This is a genomic window from Methylobacterium sp. J-026 (assembly GCF_022829585.1).
GTDB lineage: Bacteria > Pseudomonadota > Alphaproteobacteria > Rhizobiales > Beijerinckiaceae > Methylobacterium.
On the sequence record NZ_JAKSYC010000296.1, the window covers coordinates 1 to 14060 of the forward strand.

21 protein-coding genes and 1 pseudogene are annotated in these 14060 nt (G+C 65.4%); 4 read left to right on the forward strand and 18 right to left on the reverse strand.

Features of this window, described 5'->3' with window-relative positions; all coding sequences use genetic code 11:
* The 13 genes and pseudogenes from MKK69_RS25215 to MKK69_RS25275 form a co-directional block, all read right to left on the reverse strand.
* Nucleotides 1–251: DUF3618 domain-containing protein (locus MKK69_RS25215; protein WP_243972504.1), on the reverse strand; the 251-nt coding region annotated here is incomplete at its 3' end.
* Nucleotides 252–300: 49 nt separating this feature from the next.
* Nucleotides 301–663, reverse strand: coding sequence for a CsbD family protein (locus tag MKK69_RS25220; RefSeq protein ID WP_243972505.1), 363 nt, complete (start codon nucleotides 661–663; stop codon nucleotides 301–303).
* 69 nt (nucleotides 664–732) lie between these two features.
* Entirely contained in the window at nucleotides 733–927 is a 195-nt protein-coding gene (locus MKK69_RS25225; RefSeq protein WP_243947511.1) for a hypothetical protein, read from the reverse strand.
* Between the two features lie 112 nt (nucleotides 928–1039).
* Nucleotides 1040–1183, reverse strand: a pseudogene (locus tag MKK69_RS25230) (YidB family protein); the annotation flags it as partial.
* Nucleotides 1184–1236: 53 nt separating this feature from the next.
* Nucleotides 1237–1722, reverse strand: coding sequence for a YidB family protein (locus tag MKK69_RS25235; protein ID WP_243972507.1), 486 nt, complete (start codon nucleotides 1720–1722; stop codon nucleotides 1237–1239).
* Nucleotides 1723–1806: 84 nt separating this feature from the next.
* Nucleotides 1807–2502 (reverse strand): hypothetical protein, encoded by a 696-nt coding sequence (locus tag MKK69_RS25240; RefSeq protein ID WP_243972508.1) that lies wholly within the window; start codon nucleotides 2500–2502, stop codon nucleotides 1807–1809.
* A gap of 49 nt (nucleotides 2503–2551) precedes the next feature.
* Nucleotides 2552–2938, reverse strand: a complete 387-nt coding sequence (locus tag MKK69_RS25245) for a hypothetical protein (protein WP_243972509.1) — start codon at nucleotides 2936–2938, stop codon at nucleotides 2552–2554.
* A gap of 111 nt (nucleotides 2939–3049) precedes the next feature.
* Complete coding sequence (locus MKK69_RS25250) at nucleotides 3050–3958, reverse strand: YsnF/AvaK domain-containing protein (RefSeq protein ID WP_243972510.1); 909 nt, start codon at nucleotides 3956–3958, stop codon at nucleotides 3050–3052.
* Nucleotides 3955–4458 (reverse strand): YsnF/AvaK domain-containing protein, encoded by a 504-nt coding sequence (locus MKK69_RS25255; RefSeq protein WP_409564883.1) that lies wholly within the window; start codon nucleotides 4456–4458, stop codon nucleotides 3955–3957. Before MKK69_RS25255 ends, MKK69_RS25250 begins: the two co-directional genes overlap by 4 nt.
* Complete coding sequence (locus MKK69_RS25260) at nucleotides 4458–5414, reverse strand: PhnA-like protein (protein WP_409564880.1); 957 nt, start codon at nucleotides 5412–5414, stop codon at nucleotides 4458–4460. The genes MKK69_RS25255 and MKK69_RS25260 overlap by 1 nt, the downstream gene beginning before the upstream one ends.
* A gap of 222 nt (nucleotides 5415–5636) precedes the next feature.
* Nucleotides 5637–5819 carry a hypothetical protein gene (locus MKK69_RS25265; RefSeq protein ID WP_243972515.1) on the reverse strand — a complete coding sequence of 61 codons (183 nt, stop codon included), beginning with the start codon at nucleotides 5817–5819 and terminating at the stop codon, nucleotides 5637–5639.
* A gap of 162 nt (nucleotides 5820–5981) precedes the next feature.
* Nucleotides 5982–7466: a PAS domain S-box protein gene (locus tag MKK69_RS25270; RefSeq protein WP_243972517.1), complete on the reverse strand. Its 1485-nt coding sequence runs from the start codon at nucleotides 7464–7466 to the stop codon at nucleotides 5982–5984.
* A 126-nt stretch (nucleotides 7467–7592) separates the two neighbouring features.
* Nucleotides 7593–7895, reverse strand: coding sequence for a hypothetical protein (locus MKK69_RS25275; RefSeq protein ID WP_243972519.1), 303 nt, complete (start codon nucleotides 7893–7895; stop codon nucleotides 7593–7595).
* 699 nt (nucleotides 7896–8594) lie between these two features.
* Between MKK69_RS25275 and MKK69_RS25280 the strand changes: the two genes are divergently transcribed.
* A complete protein-coding gene (locus tag MKK69_RS25280) occupies nucleotides 8595–9176 on the forward strand; it encodes a recombinase family protein (RefSeq protein WP_243972520.1) in 582 nt (193 codons plus the stop codon).
* A gap of 57 nt (nucleotides 9177–9233) precedes the next feature.
* On the opposite strand, the gene MKK69_RS25285 is transcribed toward MKK69_RS25280, so the two are convergent.
* The gene (locus tag MKK69_RS25285) at nucleotides 9234–9785 is read right to left on the reverse strand and encodes a hypothetical protein (RefSeq protein WP_243972521.1); all 552 of its coding nucleotides are present in this window, start codon (nucleotides 9783–9785) and stop codon (nucleotides 9234–9236) included.
* A 389-nt stretch (nucleotides 9786–10174) separates the two neighbouring features.
* Between MKK69_RS25285 and MKK69_RS25290 the strand changes: the two genes are divergently transcribed.
* Nucleotides 10175–11677, forward strand: coding sequence for a helix-turn-helix domain-containing protein (locus MKK69_RS25290; protein WP_243972522.1), 1503 nt, complete (start codon nucleotides 10175–10177; stop codon nucleotides 11675–11677).
* Nucleotides 11678–11686: 9 nt separating this feature from the next.
* On the opposite strand, the gene MKK69_RS25295 is transcribed toward MKK69_RS25290, so the two are convergent.
* Nucleotides 11687–11848, reverse strand: coding sequence for a hypothetical protein (locus tag MKK69_RS25295; protein ID WP_243953839.1), 162 nt, complete (start codon nucleotides 11846–11848; stop codon nucleotides 11687–11689).
* Between the two features lie 337 nt (nucleotides 11849–12185).
* On the opposite strand from MKK69_RS25295, the gene MKK69_RS25300 reads away from it, so the two are divergent.
* Nucleotides 12186–12326 (forward strand): hypothetical protein, encoded by a 141-nt coding sequence (locus MKK69_RS25300; protein WP_243972523.1) that lies wholly within the window; start codon nucleotides 12186–12188, stop codon nucleotides 12324–12326.
* A gap of 232 nt (nucleotides 12327–12558) precedes the next feature.
* A complete protein-coding gene (locus MKK69_RS25305; RefSeq protein ID WP_243972524.1) occupies nucleotides 12559–12846 on the forward strand; it encodes a hypothetical protein in 288 nt (95 codons plus the stop codon).
* A 30-nt stretch (nucleotides 12847–12876) separates the two neighbouring features.
* On the opposite strand, the gene MKK69_RS25310 is transcribed toward MKK69_RS25305, so the two are convergent.
* The 3 genes from MKK69_RS25310 to MKK69_RS25320 all read right to left on the reverse strand — a co-directional run bounded on the left by MKK69_RS25310 (nucleotide 12877) and on the right by MKK69_RS25320 (nucleotide 13682).
* Nucleotides 12877–13203: a hypothetical protein gene (locus MKK69_RS25310; RefSeq protein WP_243972525.1), complete on the reverse strand. Its 327-nt coding sequence runs from the start codon at nucleotides 13201–13203 to the stop codon at nucleotides 12877–12879.
* A 63-nt stretch (nucleotides 13204–13266) separates the two neighbouring features.
* Nucleotides 13267–13470 carry a hypothetical protein gene (locus MKK69_RS25315; protein ID WP_243972527.1) on the reverse strand — a complete coding sequence of 68 codons (204 nt, stop codon included), beginning with the start codon at nucleotides 13468–13470 and terminating at the stop codon, nucleotides 13267–13269.
* A gap of 11 nt (nucleotides 13471–13481) precedes the next feature.
* Nucleotides 13482–13682, reverse strand: coding sequence for a hypothetical protein (locus tag MKK69_RS25320; RefSeq protein WP_243972529.1), 201 nt, complete (start codon nucleotides 13680–13682; stop codon nucleotides 13482–13484).
* Nucleotides 13683–14060: the final 378 nt, after the last annotated feature.

Genomic DNA, 14060 nt, shown 5'->3' on the forward strand with positions numbered 1-14060 from the left:
GGCTTGGTCACCTGCCGCAACAACAGCATCACGCCTCCAGCGATTAGAGGGGCGGAGAGCGGGTTGTGCCGGACCGCATGCAGGGCACCATCGTAGAGCGCGACCCCGGCCTCGCTCCGGCGTGCGGTACCGACAAATTCCTCCACGATAGAGGACGGGTTCAACCGCGCTTGCAACCGATCGAGGGTCCCGTCCAGCCAAGCCCGGCTCGCCTCGACGTCGCGTTCAAGGTCCCTGGCACCAGCGGTCATGGATGGCCTCGGATCGCATCGAGCGGCATAATCCACACGGAAGCGGCCTTCACTTCCGACCGTGGATGACCAGTGCGAGAAGGTAACCGAGCGCGCCCGCCATCGCGACGACTATGAGCGGCGACTCTTTCGCATATTGGCTGAGCGCCTCACCGCCCTGTCGATACGCATGCTCGGCCTCAGGGAAGCGCTCGCGCCCCTTCTTGATCGCCTCACCGGCGAGATCGTTCGCTTGGTCGGCCACGTCGCGCACCGCGTCCTTGGCCTGTCCGACGAGGTTCTCGGTCGAACCCTTCAGTTCGGTCATCTTGCCCTTGCCCTGGGTCTCGCGGTCGCCAATCGCGGCGCCGACCTTGCCCTGAACCTTGCCGCCGAGTTCCTTCGAGGCGCCGGTGATACGGTTCTCGTCCATGGTGTCCCTCCTTGAATTGGCAGCCGGGCCCACATGCATCGCGGGCCCGGCTGGTTCTACGAGAGTCGATCAGTGCTTGCCGGTGCTCTTGCCGTGAGCCTTAGTCGAACTCTCATGCGCCTTCGCCGAATGGCCGTGGGCCTCCTCGGAGTGCTTGCCGGCCGCCTTGGCGTCGCCCTTCTCGTGGTGCTCGGCGGCCGTCTTGTGCGACTTGGCGGCTGCCTCGTGATGCTTGGCCGCCTCGTGGTGTGCGTTCTGGGCCATGGCTGTGTTCCTCGTTCGGCACCATAACGGTGCTCGTTGCGGTCATATCGACCGGCGCGTCCGGGTGAGGTCGTCCTCGACCGGCGTGCGGAAAGTCCTCAGGCTCACCGCGTCAGCGCACGGGTAACCTGCCATCAGGGGCGTAGCGGTTCACCACTGAGGGAAGCTCCTGTGGGAGCCGGAAAAGTAAGTCGCCATGCGACAGGTCGGTCTGCCACGACAGGCTGTCGAGCACCGTAGAACATATGGCCTGCTCAACTGACGAAGGGTGATCTCATAAAACGGCGGCGTGATCGGCCGTTTAGAACGTTACCAATGGGCGTGCTCCTGCTCGGTCGGCATCCGACCCTGCGGGGTGAGCTGGTCGACCACGCCGGGCAGCAACTGCGAAAGTTGCGACAGCAGATCGGAACTGCCCATGCCGGTCCGCTGCGAGAGCTGGCCTACCGTCTCGGGACCGAGCGCGTCGCCGAGGTCATGCGGCGCGATCGGTTGGTTCTGACCTTTGCCGATCCACGAGTTGATCGCCCCGCCGTGGCCAGCCTGGGTGAACTGCTCCACGAGGGCACCAAGCCCACTGGCCCCGCCGCCGCCGAGCAGACCGCCGAGACCGCCCTGACCGGCGCCAGCCATGCCGCCGCCCGCGTTACCCAACATGCCGCCGAGGCCGGCGCCTCCGGCCCGCGCGGCCAGAAGGCTCATCAGGACGCCGACGAGGGGGTTAGCGCTGCCGCCCTGTTGCTGACCGGCGTTACCGCCGACCACGCTGCCGATGATGCTGTCGAGTAGGCCCATGGGTGGTGCTCCGGGAGCGGCCCTAAGGCCGGGATGATCGTATGGGTCGACGATGAGGCCGGACCCAAGGATGGATGCCGAGGATCAGACTGGGTGGTTGTAGACACGCACCCTACGGGCACCCGACATCGACGTGTCCGTACCGGCCATGGGAGCGCTCACCGCATCGTTCTCGCGCACGACCGAGCCGGCGGCCGCGTCCGAGCCGATCAAGGTCGATGTGTCCCTTGGGGCCTCGTCGGCAGTCTTGCCGCTCCAGCCCTCGCTCTCCCAACCCTGCGCACGCGCGTCGAGATCGACGGCACCGTGCTCCTCCAGGATGCGCGTGGCCAAACCGGCGTGGGCCTCATCCGCCCTCACGGTCAGCAGCGAGCCGCCGCGGCGCACACCCTCGGCGTAGGCATGTGCGTCGGTCTCACTCACGCCAGCGCCGGTCAACGAGCCGGTCAAACCGCCCGCTGCTGCACCGATGCCCGCACCGGTCAGCGTCGCCACGAGCCAACCGGCGGCCACGACCGGACCGACGCCTGGGATGGCCATCAGCCCGAGGCCGGCGAGGAGGCCCGCGCCACCGCCCAGGATCGTGCCGAGCGTCGCGCCCGTCCCCGCGCCGGTGGCAGCATGGTCTGCCGTGTCGCCCGTTCCGGCATTGCCGGTCTCCGCCTTGTTGCTGACGAGGCTGATATCGGAGTGCGGAACGCCGGCCGCCTCCAATTTCGTCACAGCCGCCGCAGCGTCGTCGTAGCGGTCGTACAGGGCCGAGAGGGTCTGTGCTGGCATGGGATGACTCCGAGATATTCGGGTGGGACACATCGAGCGAGGGGACCGGCTACTGGACCGCGACGTTGCCCTTGAAGTCGAGGCCGACGCTGGCAGGCTTGCCGTCCAACATCGCGTTGGCGTGCCAGATGCCGTCGCCATCCTTCTTCAGATCCTTGACCTCGTGGTAGCCGGCTCGCTCGAGCCGCCGGCGGACCTCACCCTCGGTGAAGCTGTTGGCGCCCCGCTCCAGCTTGGCGTTCGCCCCCGTGCTGATGGCCACTGTCTTGCCGTCGTGGGCGTGATCGGTGTTCGGCCGCGTCACGGCGTTCTGGCCGCCGGACGTCGCGCTGGAAGCACCATTTGTCGCCGGCTGCCCAGTGACGGTCGTCTGCGCCAGTGCTGGCGCTGCTGCGAGCAACGGCAACACGATGAGGATCGAGCGGTTCAGGGACATGGCAGGGCCTGTTTGTCTGGTGGCAGTAGAGGGACGGCCGATCCGACGTCTGATATCGGCAGGGTGCGCTGCCCGGTGCATCCAAGCTCCAAGCAGCGCCGCTCATGTCGATCAGACCGGCTTGCGCGTGCTGGGCGTGGTGCCGGTGGTCGCGGTACCGGCCGTGCCAGTGCGGCTGACGTTGCCGCGCTCGTCCTCGACCTCGACCTCCGTATGCCGCACTTTGTCGGTGATGGTCTCGGTGCGCTGACCCGCGTCCTTGCGGATGCCGACCTCCTCGACCACGCGGGCCTCCTTCGACACCACCGCCTGCTCACGCATCTCGGTCGCCTCGATGGTCTTGCTGGCGAACAAGGCCTCGTCGGCCGCCGTCACCGGCCGGTCGACCGCGCGCCGGTCGACGTGCACGGTCTCGTCGCGCAGGGTGACCTGCTCCTCAACCGGCTTCTCGACGACGAAGGAGCGAACTCGCACCCGGCCGCTCTCGGCCACGCGCTTGCCGACGTTAAGCCGCTCCTCAACGATTGGGATGTAGTCGGTCTCGCCCGTGGTCGTCCCGGCACCTTTCAGGGCCGCGGCGCCTGTAGCCGCCGTTCCGGTTGCTGTCGTGCCCGTGGTCGAGCTGGCCGTTGTCGTGCCGCCCGTCGCCGAGTACCCGCTCCAGCCTTCCTTGCGCCACGCGCTCTCACGCTGGTCGAGGTCGACCGAGCCGTGTTGTTCCAGGATATCGTAGGCCGTCTCGGTCTGCGCCGGCTCGACGCTCGCGGTCAGCAGCGTGCCGCCGCGGCTCAAGCCCTCGCTGTAGGCGTAGCGATCCTCCTCGGGCATGAAGAAGTCCTTGAGCGAGCCCCAAAAGCCACCCTCGTCTTTGTGGTAGTCGTACGAGCCGCTCGTGCGCGCCGTCTGGGCACCTTGCACCAGCTTGATCGCTGATTGCGGGATGCCGGCAGCGACAAGCTTGGCTTGAGCGGCCTGCGCCTCGGCCGGGCGATCGAACAGCGCGGTGATCGTCTGCGTCATGGTGCTGTCTCCTGAGTTGAAGGGGGATCGATCTGTTCGCTGGCGTGGCCGTCCGGGCTCACGCGTTCGACCACGGCGCGCTGCTTACGCAGCGTCACCGGGACCTCGACGTCCTCATCCGCGGAGCTTCGGCGGACGTGCACCTCCTCCTTCAGGACGAGGCGCTTCTCGGCGACGAGGATCTCTTCGAGGACGGGAATGACGGTCACCCCGTTCTCCTCGCGGATCACCGGGGGCACCTCGCCCTCGGACAGCGTCCGGTTGACCGGCACCCTGGTGACCTCGACCGTTTGGCTGCGCAGGCTCTCGCGCAGAACCTGATCGACGGTCTCCGTCCGGGTCGAGACCCGCACCCGCCCGGTCTCCACCGCCTGCTTGTCGATGCGAGCGGTCTCCTCGATCAGCGGGAGAACCACCTCCTCGCCCAAAGTGACCTCCGCCGTCTCTACGCCTTGCGTCCGTGAGAGCTTCGGCTGGCTGGCGGCGGGATCGCTCATGATCAGATCCGACGCTGGGTCGTGGCGGTGATGCCCGTGTGGCTCACCACCGGATCGACCGCCGCACCGCGGCCCGCGAAGAAGGCGGCCAGCGCACCGAGGATCAGCGCCAGGGCGCCGTAGAGCGCCCCCTGGGAGCCGACGCGGGCGGCGGTGTCGGCCGCCTGCTTGGCCTGCTCCTTGGTCTTGGCGACAGTGTCGTTGAACTGCTGCACGTACTGGGCGACCTGCGTCCGGGCCTGATCGACCGGGATGCCTTGTGCCTTTGCCAGCGTCTGGGCGGCCTTCTCCTGGGCGTCCTTCTGCTGGGCTGCGTCACCGGTCACCGCGGCGCGCATCGCGCTGACGGCGGCGTTCTTCAGGGCTTCAGGGTCATTGCCGGTGCCATTGCGGACCTGGCTCTCGATGTTGGAGAACGGGTTGTCCATGCCCGGCAGCGACGGGGCGGCGGCCTGCGCGGCGGTCTTCACCGAGCCGCCGACGAGGTTGCCGGCGCCACCCAGCGTGCTCGACACCGCGCTCGACGCGCCGCTGACGATGCCGCCGACCGCCGAGGACAACAGGTAGACGACGACCAGGGTCGAAACCGCCCAGGCGATCAGCCCGTGATAGGCGGTGGTGGTGTTGGCCGGCTTGCCCGAGAGGCGCCCAGCGAGCCAGCCGCCGGCGGTGGAGGCGAGGATGCCGGAGATCACGAACCAGATCCCGGCGCCGGACGAGAGCGACTCGGCGGTCGGGGTGCCGTTGCCGGCCGGGTCGACGGTCGAGAGCCCGATCCCGAGCCCGATCATGTTCAGGATGACCTGGGCGACCAGCGCGATCACCGCGCCGGCGAACACCGCGCCCCAGGAGATGGAGTGCAGCGCCATCGTGCGCATGTCCTCCGCAGGGGAGACCGCACTAGCGGTGGGGAGGTCGCGGTCGTAGGCCGGACGGGTGGTGTCAGGTGTCAACGCCATGCTCGGTACTCTCAGGTCAGTTTGGTTCGATCTTCGGCCGGGAGCGGCAGAAGCGGGTTTGGCTGGGCTCAGAGCACCCGGCGGCGGCCGATCAGGGCGTGGTCGAGCCGCCGCCCGACCACCGCGCCGACGACGGGGACGAGCAGGTCTGCAGAAGTTCAGCCCCGCGACACCGGGCTGACCGAACTGGTTGCCGGCCGTGTGTCAGCTCGTGCTCCAGCATCACGAGCGGGTCGAGCGCTTGGGTCCTGGCTCGGGGTTCGACGACGCGTAGGCGGCTTCGATGGCAGCGATCTCGGCGGCGGCTTCCGCCTGGATCGCACGGTCGCCCTCGATGATGCCGATGGCTTCTTTGATCAGCGCCCGGATATGGTCGGGTGAGAGCACCTTCCGACGCCCGGCCACACGGATCTCCTCACATCAACCCGCCGGGATGATCTTCCGAGATGCTCGTGCGAGCAGAGCTACCACCGTGTAATCAGGCGATTTAGTAGAAGTTCCGATGATTTACATAAAGTACATTTGTACCAAATCGGCTTGGTAGTTCTGTCACGGTTTTCGTCCGTGTCAGCGCTGGGTGCGTATGTTGGGCCCTATGCCGCGCTCCTGCGCCCACACCACCACCGCGCTGCGGCGGTTGACCCCGAGCTTGCGGTACAGCCCTGAGACATGGTTGCGCACCGTGTTCGGCGACAGCTTCAGCTCGGCGCCGATCTCCCGATCGGTCGCGCCCTGACAGATCCGCGTGAGCATGTCCTGCTCGCGAATCGTCAGGTTCTCGACCCCGAGCGAGGGCCGGCCGGTGCGCGGCGGGTGGCGCAGGGTCGCCAGCTTATCGATCACCCCGTGGCTGAACCACGACGCATCCGCCATCACCGCCTCGATGGCGGTGATCAGTTCGCGCTCTGAGCGCTTGCGAGCGGTGATGTCCTGCAGGACGCACAGCACGCAGGCCTCATCGTTGATGCTCACTCGCTCGGCCGAGACCAAGCAGTCGATCTCCGCGCCCGCTGCATCCTGCAGCACAGCCTCGAAGCCGCGCACGCTGCCAAGCCGCCTGAGATCGCGGGAGAACTTGCGCTGCTCAGCGCGATCAACCCAGAGCGCGAGATCGGCGAGCGACTGGCCGCCGACGGTATCGGGAATGTGCCCGAACGTCGTGGCGAAGGCCTGGTTGACGCTGGTTATCTCCAGCCCGTCCGCGTCCAGCAACGCGCTCGGCACCGGTGAGAGGTCGAACGCCTTGGCGAAGCGTTCCTCGCTGTGACGCAGGGCCATCTCGGCTTTGCGGCGATCTTCTAGGTCGGCGAAGGTGAACAGCATGCACGGCTCGACGCCGCCAGAGCCTGGCATCTCGATGGCGTGCCCGGCCACGATCACGTAGCGGCCCTTCCCACAAGGGGTTGCGAGCTGAGCCTCCATCTGCGGGATGGTGTGGCCCTGGTGCAGGTGATGGATCGCCATCTCGCGCCGCTCGGCCTCGCGCAGCAGGTCGATCTCGCAGAAGGTCCGGCCGAGGACATCGTCGCGATGGTACCCGGTGAGGTCGAGGAAGCCGTTGTTGACCCGCACGAAGCGCAGATCGGCGATCCGGCAGATGATCGCCGGGGCTGGGTTGGCATTGAACATCCGCTCGAACCGAGCCTCGGCCTGGTAGCGCTCGCTCACGTCCTGCATCACCAGCGCCAGGCCGTTGGGCGTGCCGGCCGCATCGGTCGTCACCAGGCTGCGGATGCGGTGCATCCACCTGTGTTTGGGATCTCGCTTCGGGACCAGCTCGACCACGACGTCGCGGAACACCTCGCCAGCGAGCACGCGGTCGAGCGGATGCTGCAGCGGGCCGATCTCGCGATGATTGCGGTAGTGCAGCGTGAAGTTCGCGCGGTACTCGGACACGGTGGCGCCGAGATCGCCGACATCTGTCACCCCATGCATCATCACGGCGGCATCGTTGGCGTAAGCGATGGTTTGATCCGGCTCGATCAGGATCACGCCCTCGGACAGGCCGGCCACGATCTGCTGCATCTGCATGTGATGAACCGCATCGGCCATCGGCGTATCTCCATCCAAAGTGCCAACGCTCGAATGCGAGGAAAAGCTCAGACTGTCGCGTCTGAGTGTCCGTTATCTCACCGATCGCCCTAGATGAACTGGTCGAGCAGGTCTCAGACCAAGAAATTACGCATCTAAGCGTGAGAAGGAGTTGTTACAGACAAGTTGTAGTTTGGGCCGGCGGCTTCCGGTGAGAAACATGACCTCGACCGTGCCTTCATCCATCGTCGTCACGTGCAGGCGGTAGCCCATATTCGTCGCCAGCATACGTGCTTGGTCCAGCGTGCTAGCAGCCAACATCATCGAGAACTCGGCTATGCCCGATGCGAGTTGAGCCGCGAGGAGTCCGATTTCGACACCTTCGTCGAAGGTCTCGTCGCGGCCAGCGAACCGCAGACGCAGACCGGGCACGACGTGGATGTGGCGCATGGCTAGTCCCTCTGGACACCTCGCAGTGCACAACCGATGTGGTTAATGACGCGTTAGCGGTGGTGTGCTCTCGAAAGATCCAATCTTGTGCGACCGCTACGAGGTAGGAGCAGTTTCTCGAACCCGGGCGACACGCACGGTCTCAGAACGCTGCGTTATGTGAAGGCAGCGCTAGGACGGAGGAGTCGACGAGCCGCGCGTCTCGAGTGCGGTCCTAACCTTCGCCAAGCCCGCAGAGGCGACATCGGGATAGGGGCAGATCCGTGCCATCTCGCCGGCCCGGCGGCGCGCCGTGTGCGGCTTGGCTAGCAGCGGCCCTGTGGCGAGCGCGTCGAAGTAGGCTATCTAGTACCGAGGCGTCATGCGCCTCGGATCACTCGATTTTAAACCCTTCGCTGACGGCATGGTCGTTTCCGATCGGCGAGCTGCATACCGAGGAACATCCTACCAAAGGGGTGAACGCCGCCTCAATCGCTCGAGCCGATAACAAGCGGCCAAGTTCCAACGGCAGCGTTCCAAGGATCGTACCCTATTAGAACTCAACGGTAAGTAGCTTGGGCAATCATGTACGAAAAACGATCGTTTTCCCGACGCAGCGCGGGAGCTGATCGTAACCCGCCTGAAACTGCGCTGTTTCTGTCGGAAAAATGTGTCGGCTTTTCTATTGCCGGATAAACGGTATTTTGGCACTGTCCCGACATGCTCATCGGATATGCCCGCGTCTCCACCCTCGATCAGAACCTCGACCTCCAGCGCGACGCGCTGACCAAGGCCGGGTGCGAGCGGATGTTCGAGGAGAAGAAGTCCGGCAAGGCCGGGACCAAGCGTCCGGAGTTCGAGGCGGCACTGGCCTACCTGCGCCCCGAGGACGTGCTCGTGGTCTGGAAGCTCGATCGGCTCGGGCGATCACTCGTCGAGATGATGCGCACCATCGACGGCCTGCGCGTGAAGGACGTACATTTCCGGAGCCTGACTGAGCAGTTCGACTCTGCCACAGCCCACGGCCGCTTCGCCCTGCAGATGCACGGGGCCATGGCCGAGTACTTCCTCGACCTCAACCGTGAGCGCACCATGGAGGGCCTGAAGGCGGCGCTCGCCCGTGGCCGCAAGGGCGGCCGGCCGAGGAAGCTCTCCGAGGCTGATATCGAGGCCGGCCGGGCGATGCTGGCGGCTGGCACGATCAGCGTAGCCGACATCGCCAAACGGCTCGGGGTCAACCGGGACACCTTCTACAGCTACTTTCCACGAGCACGAGCCAATAGCGTTACTCTCAATGGGTGAGCCGGCCGCCGTTGCCTGGGACCCCGTTTTATAGACGGGAAAAACCAGGTCTATGACTCAGACGCGCAGCCCGAGCTTGCGTGCGAACGCCGCTAGGTTGGCGTCACAGATTGCCTCGGCGCCGCAGATCCTATCCATTTCACGATCGAACGTGACCCATCGCATACCTTTCGGCTTAGCGATTGGGTCTCCGATGCCGCCGTCTGCGCCGATGCGGTGGCGCAGCTTGAACGCACGGGAGAGGGCACGGTCCTGCGGAGTCTCGCGCTGAGATCGGTAGCCGAGGCGGTGGGCCTTGCGCGAGGCGAAAAGCAGGGCACCGGGTGGAAGGTACAACGTCGCGGCACGGATGCCGAGTTTGGGGCAGAGGAACCACCAGCGTCGGCCGCCCAAGGGCTGGGGTGTCGTCTCCAGCTGGATCCAATAGTCCGATTGGTGCGTATCGCCACTCTGGCGGGTGGTCGTATAGTGCAGACGGACACGACCGCTCTCACGATCGAGTTGGCTCTCGAAACCGATCGAGCCGACGCGAGCGGCGGTGCGGGTGTTCGTCCAAGTCAGGGTGCCGGTTAGCCCGCACTCGGGTACGAAGTTGCGCTGCCTCAGCAAGCGGGGAAGGTCGAGCTTCAGCCCATCGTCGGTGGTAGGGCGGCCACCGCAACGCCCACTGCCGTATCCGCCCACGATCTCATACCCTCGAAACGCTCTCGTACTGCGAGACAAGCGTCGACCATCTAGAACGCTCAGCGCCGAGATTATACGAAATCATGTGGCGAACGGGGGTTTTTTGAATTCCCAATCAAAGGCTGCCGTGTGTCGTGGGCCGTCAGCGCGAGCAGGTCGTCCAAGTCCTTTGCGATCGGCCAGCCGGGTGATCGGGGATCGAGAATATGCCCCTCGTCAGGAGATATCCACAGGCACCCCATGAGAACAAGACATGAACAAAATGTCGGCCTAAGTTAGGAACGTGAACCGTACACGTCCGCTAGGATCGATCGATGGTGCAGCTGGATGGATGGTCGTGGCCTCTCGAACTAGGTGACGAGCCGCCTGCCGAACGCGACCGTCCCCTCACCTTCCATTGGCGGCCGCGGACCGGAGAAACCTTGAATTCGTCAGTGTTCACATCGATGCAGGGCACAGATCGTGAGATCTCGCGCCAACACATCATCGCGGAAGCTATGCTCGCTCACGAAGAGGGCCGCTACGTCTCGTATTCCCGCCGTAAGGCCTTCTATACCGGTCGGCGCCGCTACCATGGTACGGCTTTCACCTACACGAACGTACTATCGTGTGTCGAAGAGCTGCTGCGGCAGGGCCTGATCGAAGAGGAGCGTGCATCGCCTGGCAATTTGGGCTGGCAGTCGCGCTTCCGGGCCTCGACGAAGTTGGCGGAGGCGTGCTCCGACGTCGAGTTTCATCATAAGTTGATCGGGCTAATCTTCCTCAAAGACGCGGACGGGAACCTCGTCGACTATCAAGACACGGACGCGACCATACGGATGACGCGCGAACTACGGGCGATCAATGCCGACTTGGCGTCCCTGCGAGTGGAACTGCCCGGACCTGACGTCGTCCGCTCGCGCCACCACATCGTCGTCGACGGCGCCTACTACCGACCGACCAAAGGCGCCCTCTACCGCATCTTCAATCGCCGCTCGTTCGCCTTGGGCGGGCGCGCCTTCGGCTGGTGGCAGAACCTACCCAGCCGCTGGCGCCGCCGCCTTGTGATCGACGGTGAACCGGTGGTCGAGCCCGATTTTGCGCAACTGCATCCCTCGTTGCTCTACGCGCTGTGCGGATGCCGTCTGGACGGTGACGCCTACGAGACGGGTGAGTTCTCGCGCGAGCACGGTAAGCTTGCCTTCAACGTCGCCCTGAACACGAAGACTCCTCAGGGAACGATCGCGGCGTTGGCAAACAAACCCCGCTGGACGCTGTCCAGGGCGCAGACCGCCGACCTCCTCGCCGCCCTCGCGCGCCGCAACGCGCCGATCGCCGGATACCTGCATGCCGACCGTGGCATTGCGCTGATGAACATCGACAGCCGGATCACCGTGCGGGCTGTCCGGCGCTGCATCGCGGTCGGTATTCCCGTGCTGCCGGTGCACGACAGTATGCTGACGCCTCGCCGCTATGAGAGCCGCGTCGCGGAGATCATGGAGGAGAGCGCCGAGTTCGTCCTCAAGCGGCCAAAGCCTTGCCGCGTCAACGTTTCTAGCCCTACGGTTCCACATATGCCCGGGGGTGGTTGCCTGTCTCCCCCCTTCCTGCCTCGCCAGCTCGTTCTGTTCCGCGACCTTCCCTCTCCCCGGGACTTCGGCGGCCAGATCCGGCTTCTGCGCCGGACGTTCGGCTTCTCGCAAGCGTCCTTGGCCGCTAAGCTCGGCTGTCGTCAGCCTCATGTGGCGAACGTGGAGAGTGGACGGCATCGCTTGGGTGAATGGGCGCGTCTTCGCCTCCGCGATTTGTTCCGTGATGCTGAGGCGAGGCGGGAGTAAGCTGAACGCTCAGAGTCTACCGGTTACCAACAGCACGATCAGCACGATGAGCAGCACACCACCTAGGCCGATACCCCCGATGCCGTTGTAGCCACCGCCGTAGTAGCCGTAGCCGCCGCCGCCGAGGGCCAGCACGATCAGGACGATGAGGAGGATGGTGACGAGGTTCATGGCGGGGCCCATTCGACCGGATCGAACTCGCCGATCATAGAGGAGTCGTCGAGTGTCGGGCTTCAGATCATGGTGAAGCTTCGTGTGCAATGGCTGTGCCGACGGGCAAGCTACTGTCAGTCCGCTCGCAGAAGCGGCAGAGCTCGCCCCCCGCCGCTTTCAACCTTGAGGCTCGCTGTTTTCGATAGCGATCACTTGGAGACGGCGGGCCGTCCTCGTCGAATTCGCGGCGACGCTCTTCATGGCGGATCGCGTCATCCTCCCGTTCGCGTGGACTGCGCGGATCGACCCGAACGCCACCCGGACTGAGGGAACTCTGGCCGCCGCATCCTAAGCGATGGATCACGCCCGCAGCAGCTCAATCATCGTCATCTTCGCGGCGACGCTCCTCGCGGCGGACCGGGTCACGCCGCTCTTCGCGGAACTCCTCGCGGCGCTCTTCGTGGCGGATGTCGTCTCGATCTCGCTCTCTCGGTGAGCGGGGATCGACTCTAACGCCACCCGGGCCGACATCGATGCTCTGCGCCGAAGCGGGCCCACTCGGTATGGCGAGTAGGGCGCCCGCGATCAGCCCTCCGGCAATGATGCGCTTCATCATGGGTTCCTCCGAATTTCGGCCAGTAACAGACGCACCCGGTCGCATGTTCCGCTGAGCCCGCGAGACGGCTCTACCCACACATGGCGTTGTCCGACTTTTTGGAGCCTGCACGATGAGCCCGCGTAAGGATGCTGCCCGCGGGCCCACGGCCGCCGAGATCCTGGGCTTGCTCGCCAGCATCGAGCGTCATGGGTCGGACAGTCCGGCCGTTCTAGCCTTCAAGAGCGCGTTGCGCCGGAAGGGCATTGAGGCCGATGCCGCCGGCGGTCTCGCCGCGCTGGAGGCTTTGGCCGATGCTGTCGCCGCCGCCAGCCCAACCCGTGCCGACGCCCGGACCGCGATCCTGCGAGCTGCCTGGGCGGATCTGCTGCTAGGGCCGAACAGGAGGGCGCGGTCGTGAACGGCCACCCCGCTTTCTCCAGCGGCCATCTCAGGCCGTCACAGATAGAAAGGCGATTTCAACGCCCATCCAGAGCAGCCGGACGCTCGCGGGCGGCGCTTCCGGCACTAAGTACTGGAACTCGACCCCCACCCAATGCATCGCCAACTCGCTCGGTCCGTCGATGATGACATCGAGGTTTAGGACCAACACCGATGGATCGGGGCTTGCCGGCTCAGACAAGCTGAGGCTTGGCCGCTCGTTCGTATTGCCGAGTTCAATTTCGCCGCTCATCCGCAGGATCGGCGGCTCTGCCTCCTCTGCCGTTGCTATGGCTGCCCGCCAGCCGCGAGTTTGGGGGACGATATCGCCTGCCATTCTGAAGCCTCGCACAGACGTAGGTTCTCTGAGGACTCAAGTACGGGGCAGGCCATTCGACTTTCAGTCGGATCTGTCGCGCTCGGCCCCGAGGCTCGTACCGCCTCGCGCAACTTCCTCCTTCTCCGTGCCTGCCCGCTCCATCGGGCCGTCCTGCGGCTTGATCGCGCCGGTAGCAGTGTCCTGCGGGGTATTCGCCAGTCCCTCGCTTGGCGGCTTGCCCTTAGGCATCCGCTGAGCCTGCGTGTCGCTAGGTTTATCGGCCATGCTGCCTCCCTTCAAACGTCCGTCTCTCGCTTCACGATCGCCGCCTCGTCGGTGCCCTTCTGCGACAGACCGACGTCGGGCTTCCCCTCGATTGCCGGTGCAGCCCTCTTGGGATCGGGCCTCTGCTCGGCACCGACGCGTGCCCAGCGCTCAGCGTCGTACTCCATGTCAGCAACGGTCTGCGTGTTCGAGATCTTCGGCTCGCTGGGCATCGGATGCTCTCCGTTCCTGAGAGCAACGCGGATTGTGGCAGTGAAGGTCCTGCATTGGCAGCCGCGCGTCACACCCGAACTGAACCTCAGGCCAGCCGACAGGATTTCCCTTCTGCCCACCGCGCCTAACGAGCAGCGGACGGCAGGGAGAGCATCGTTGTGGCCGCAGATCGACCTCGGCTATCCGCCAGCGCACGCTACTGTCTCGAGGTCCTGTCGCGCGGCCAGCGCTTCTACAGCACGAAGAACCATCACGTTCGCGCCCTCGCGCGCAGAGGCCTCGCCGAAGCTCTACCGCAGGAAGCGCAGGAAGGTGTCTGCCGCTGGGCGATTACCGACGCGGGCCGGGAGGCGCTGAAAAGCTACGCGGCCCAGCCG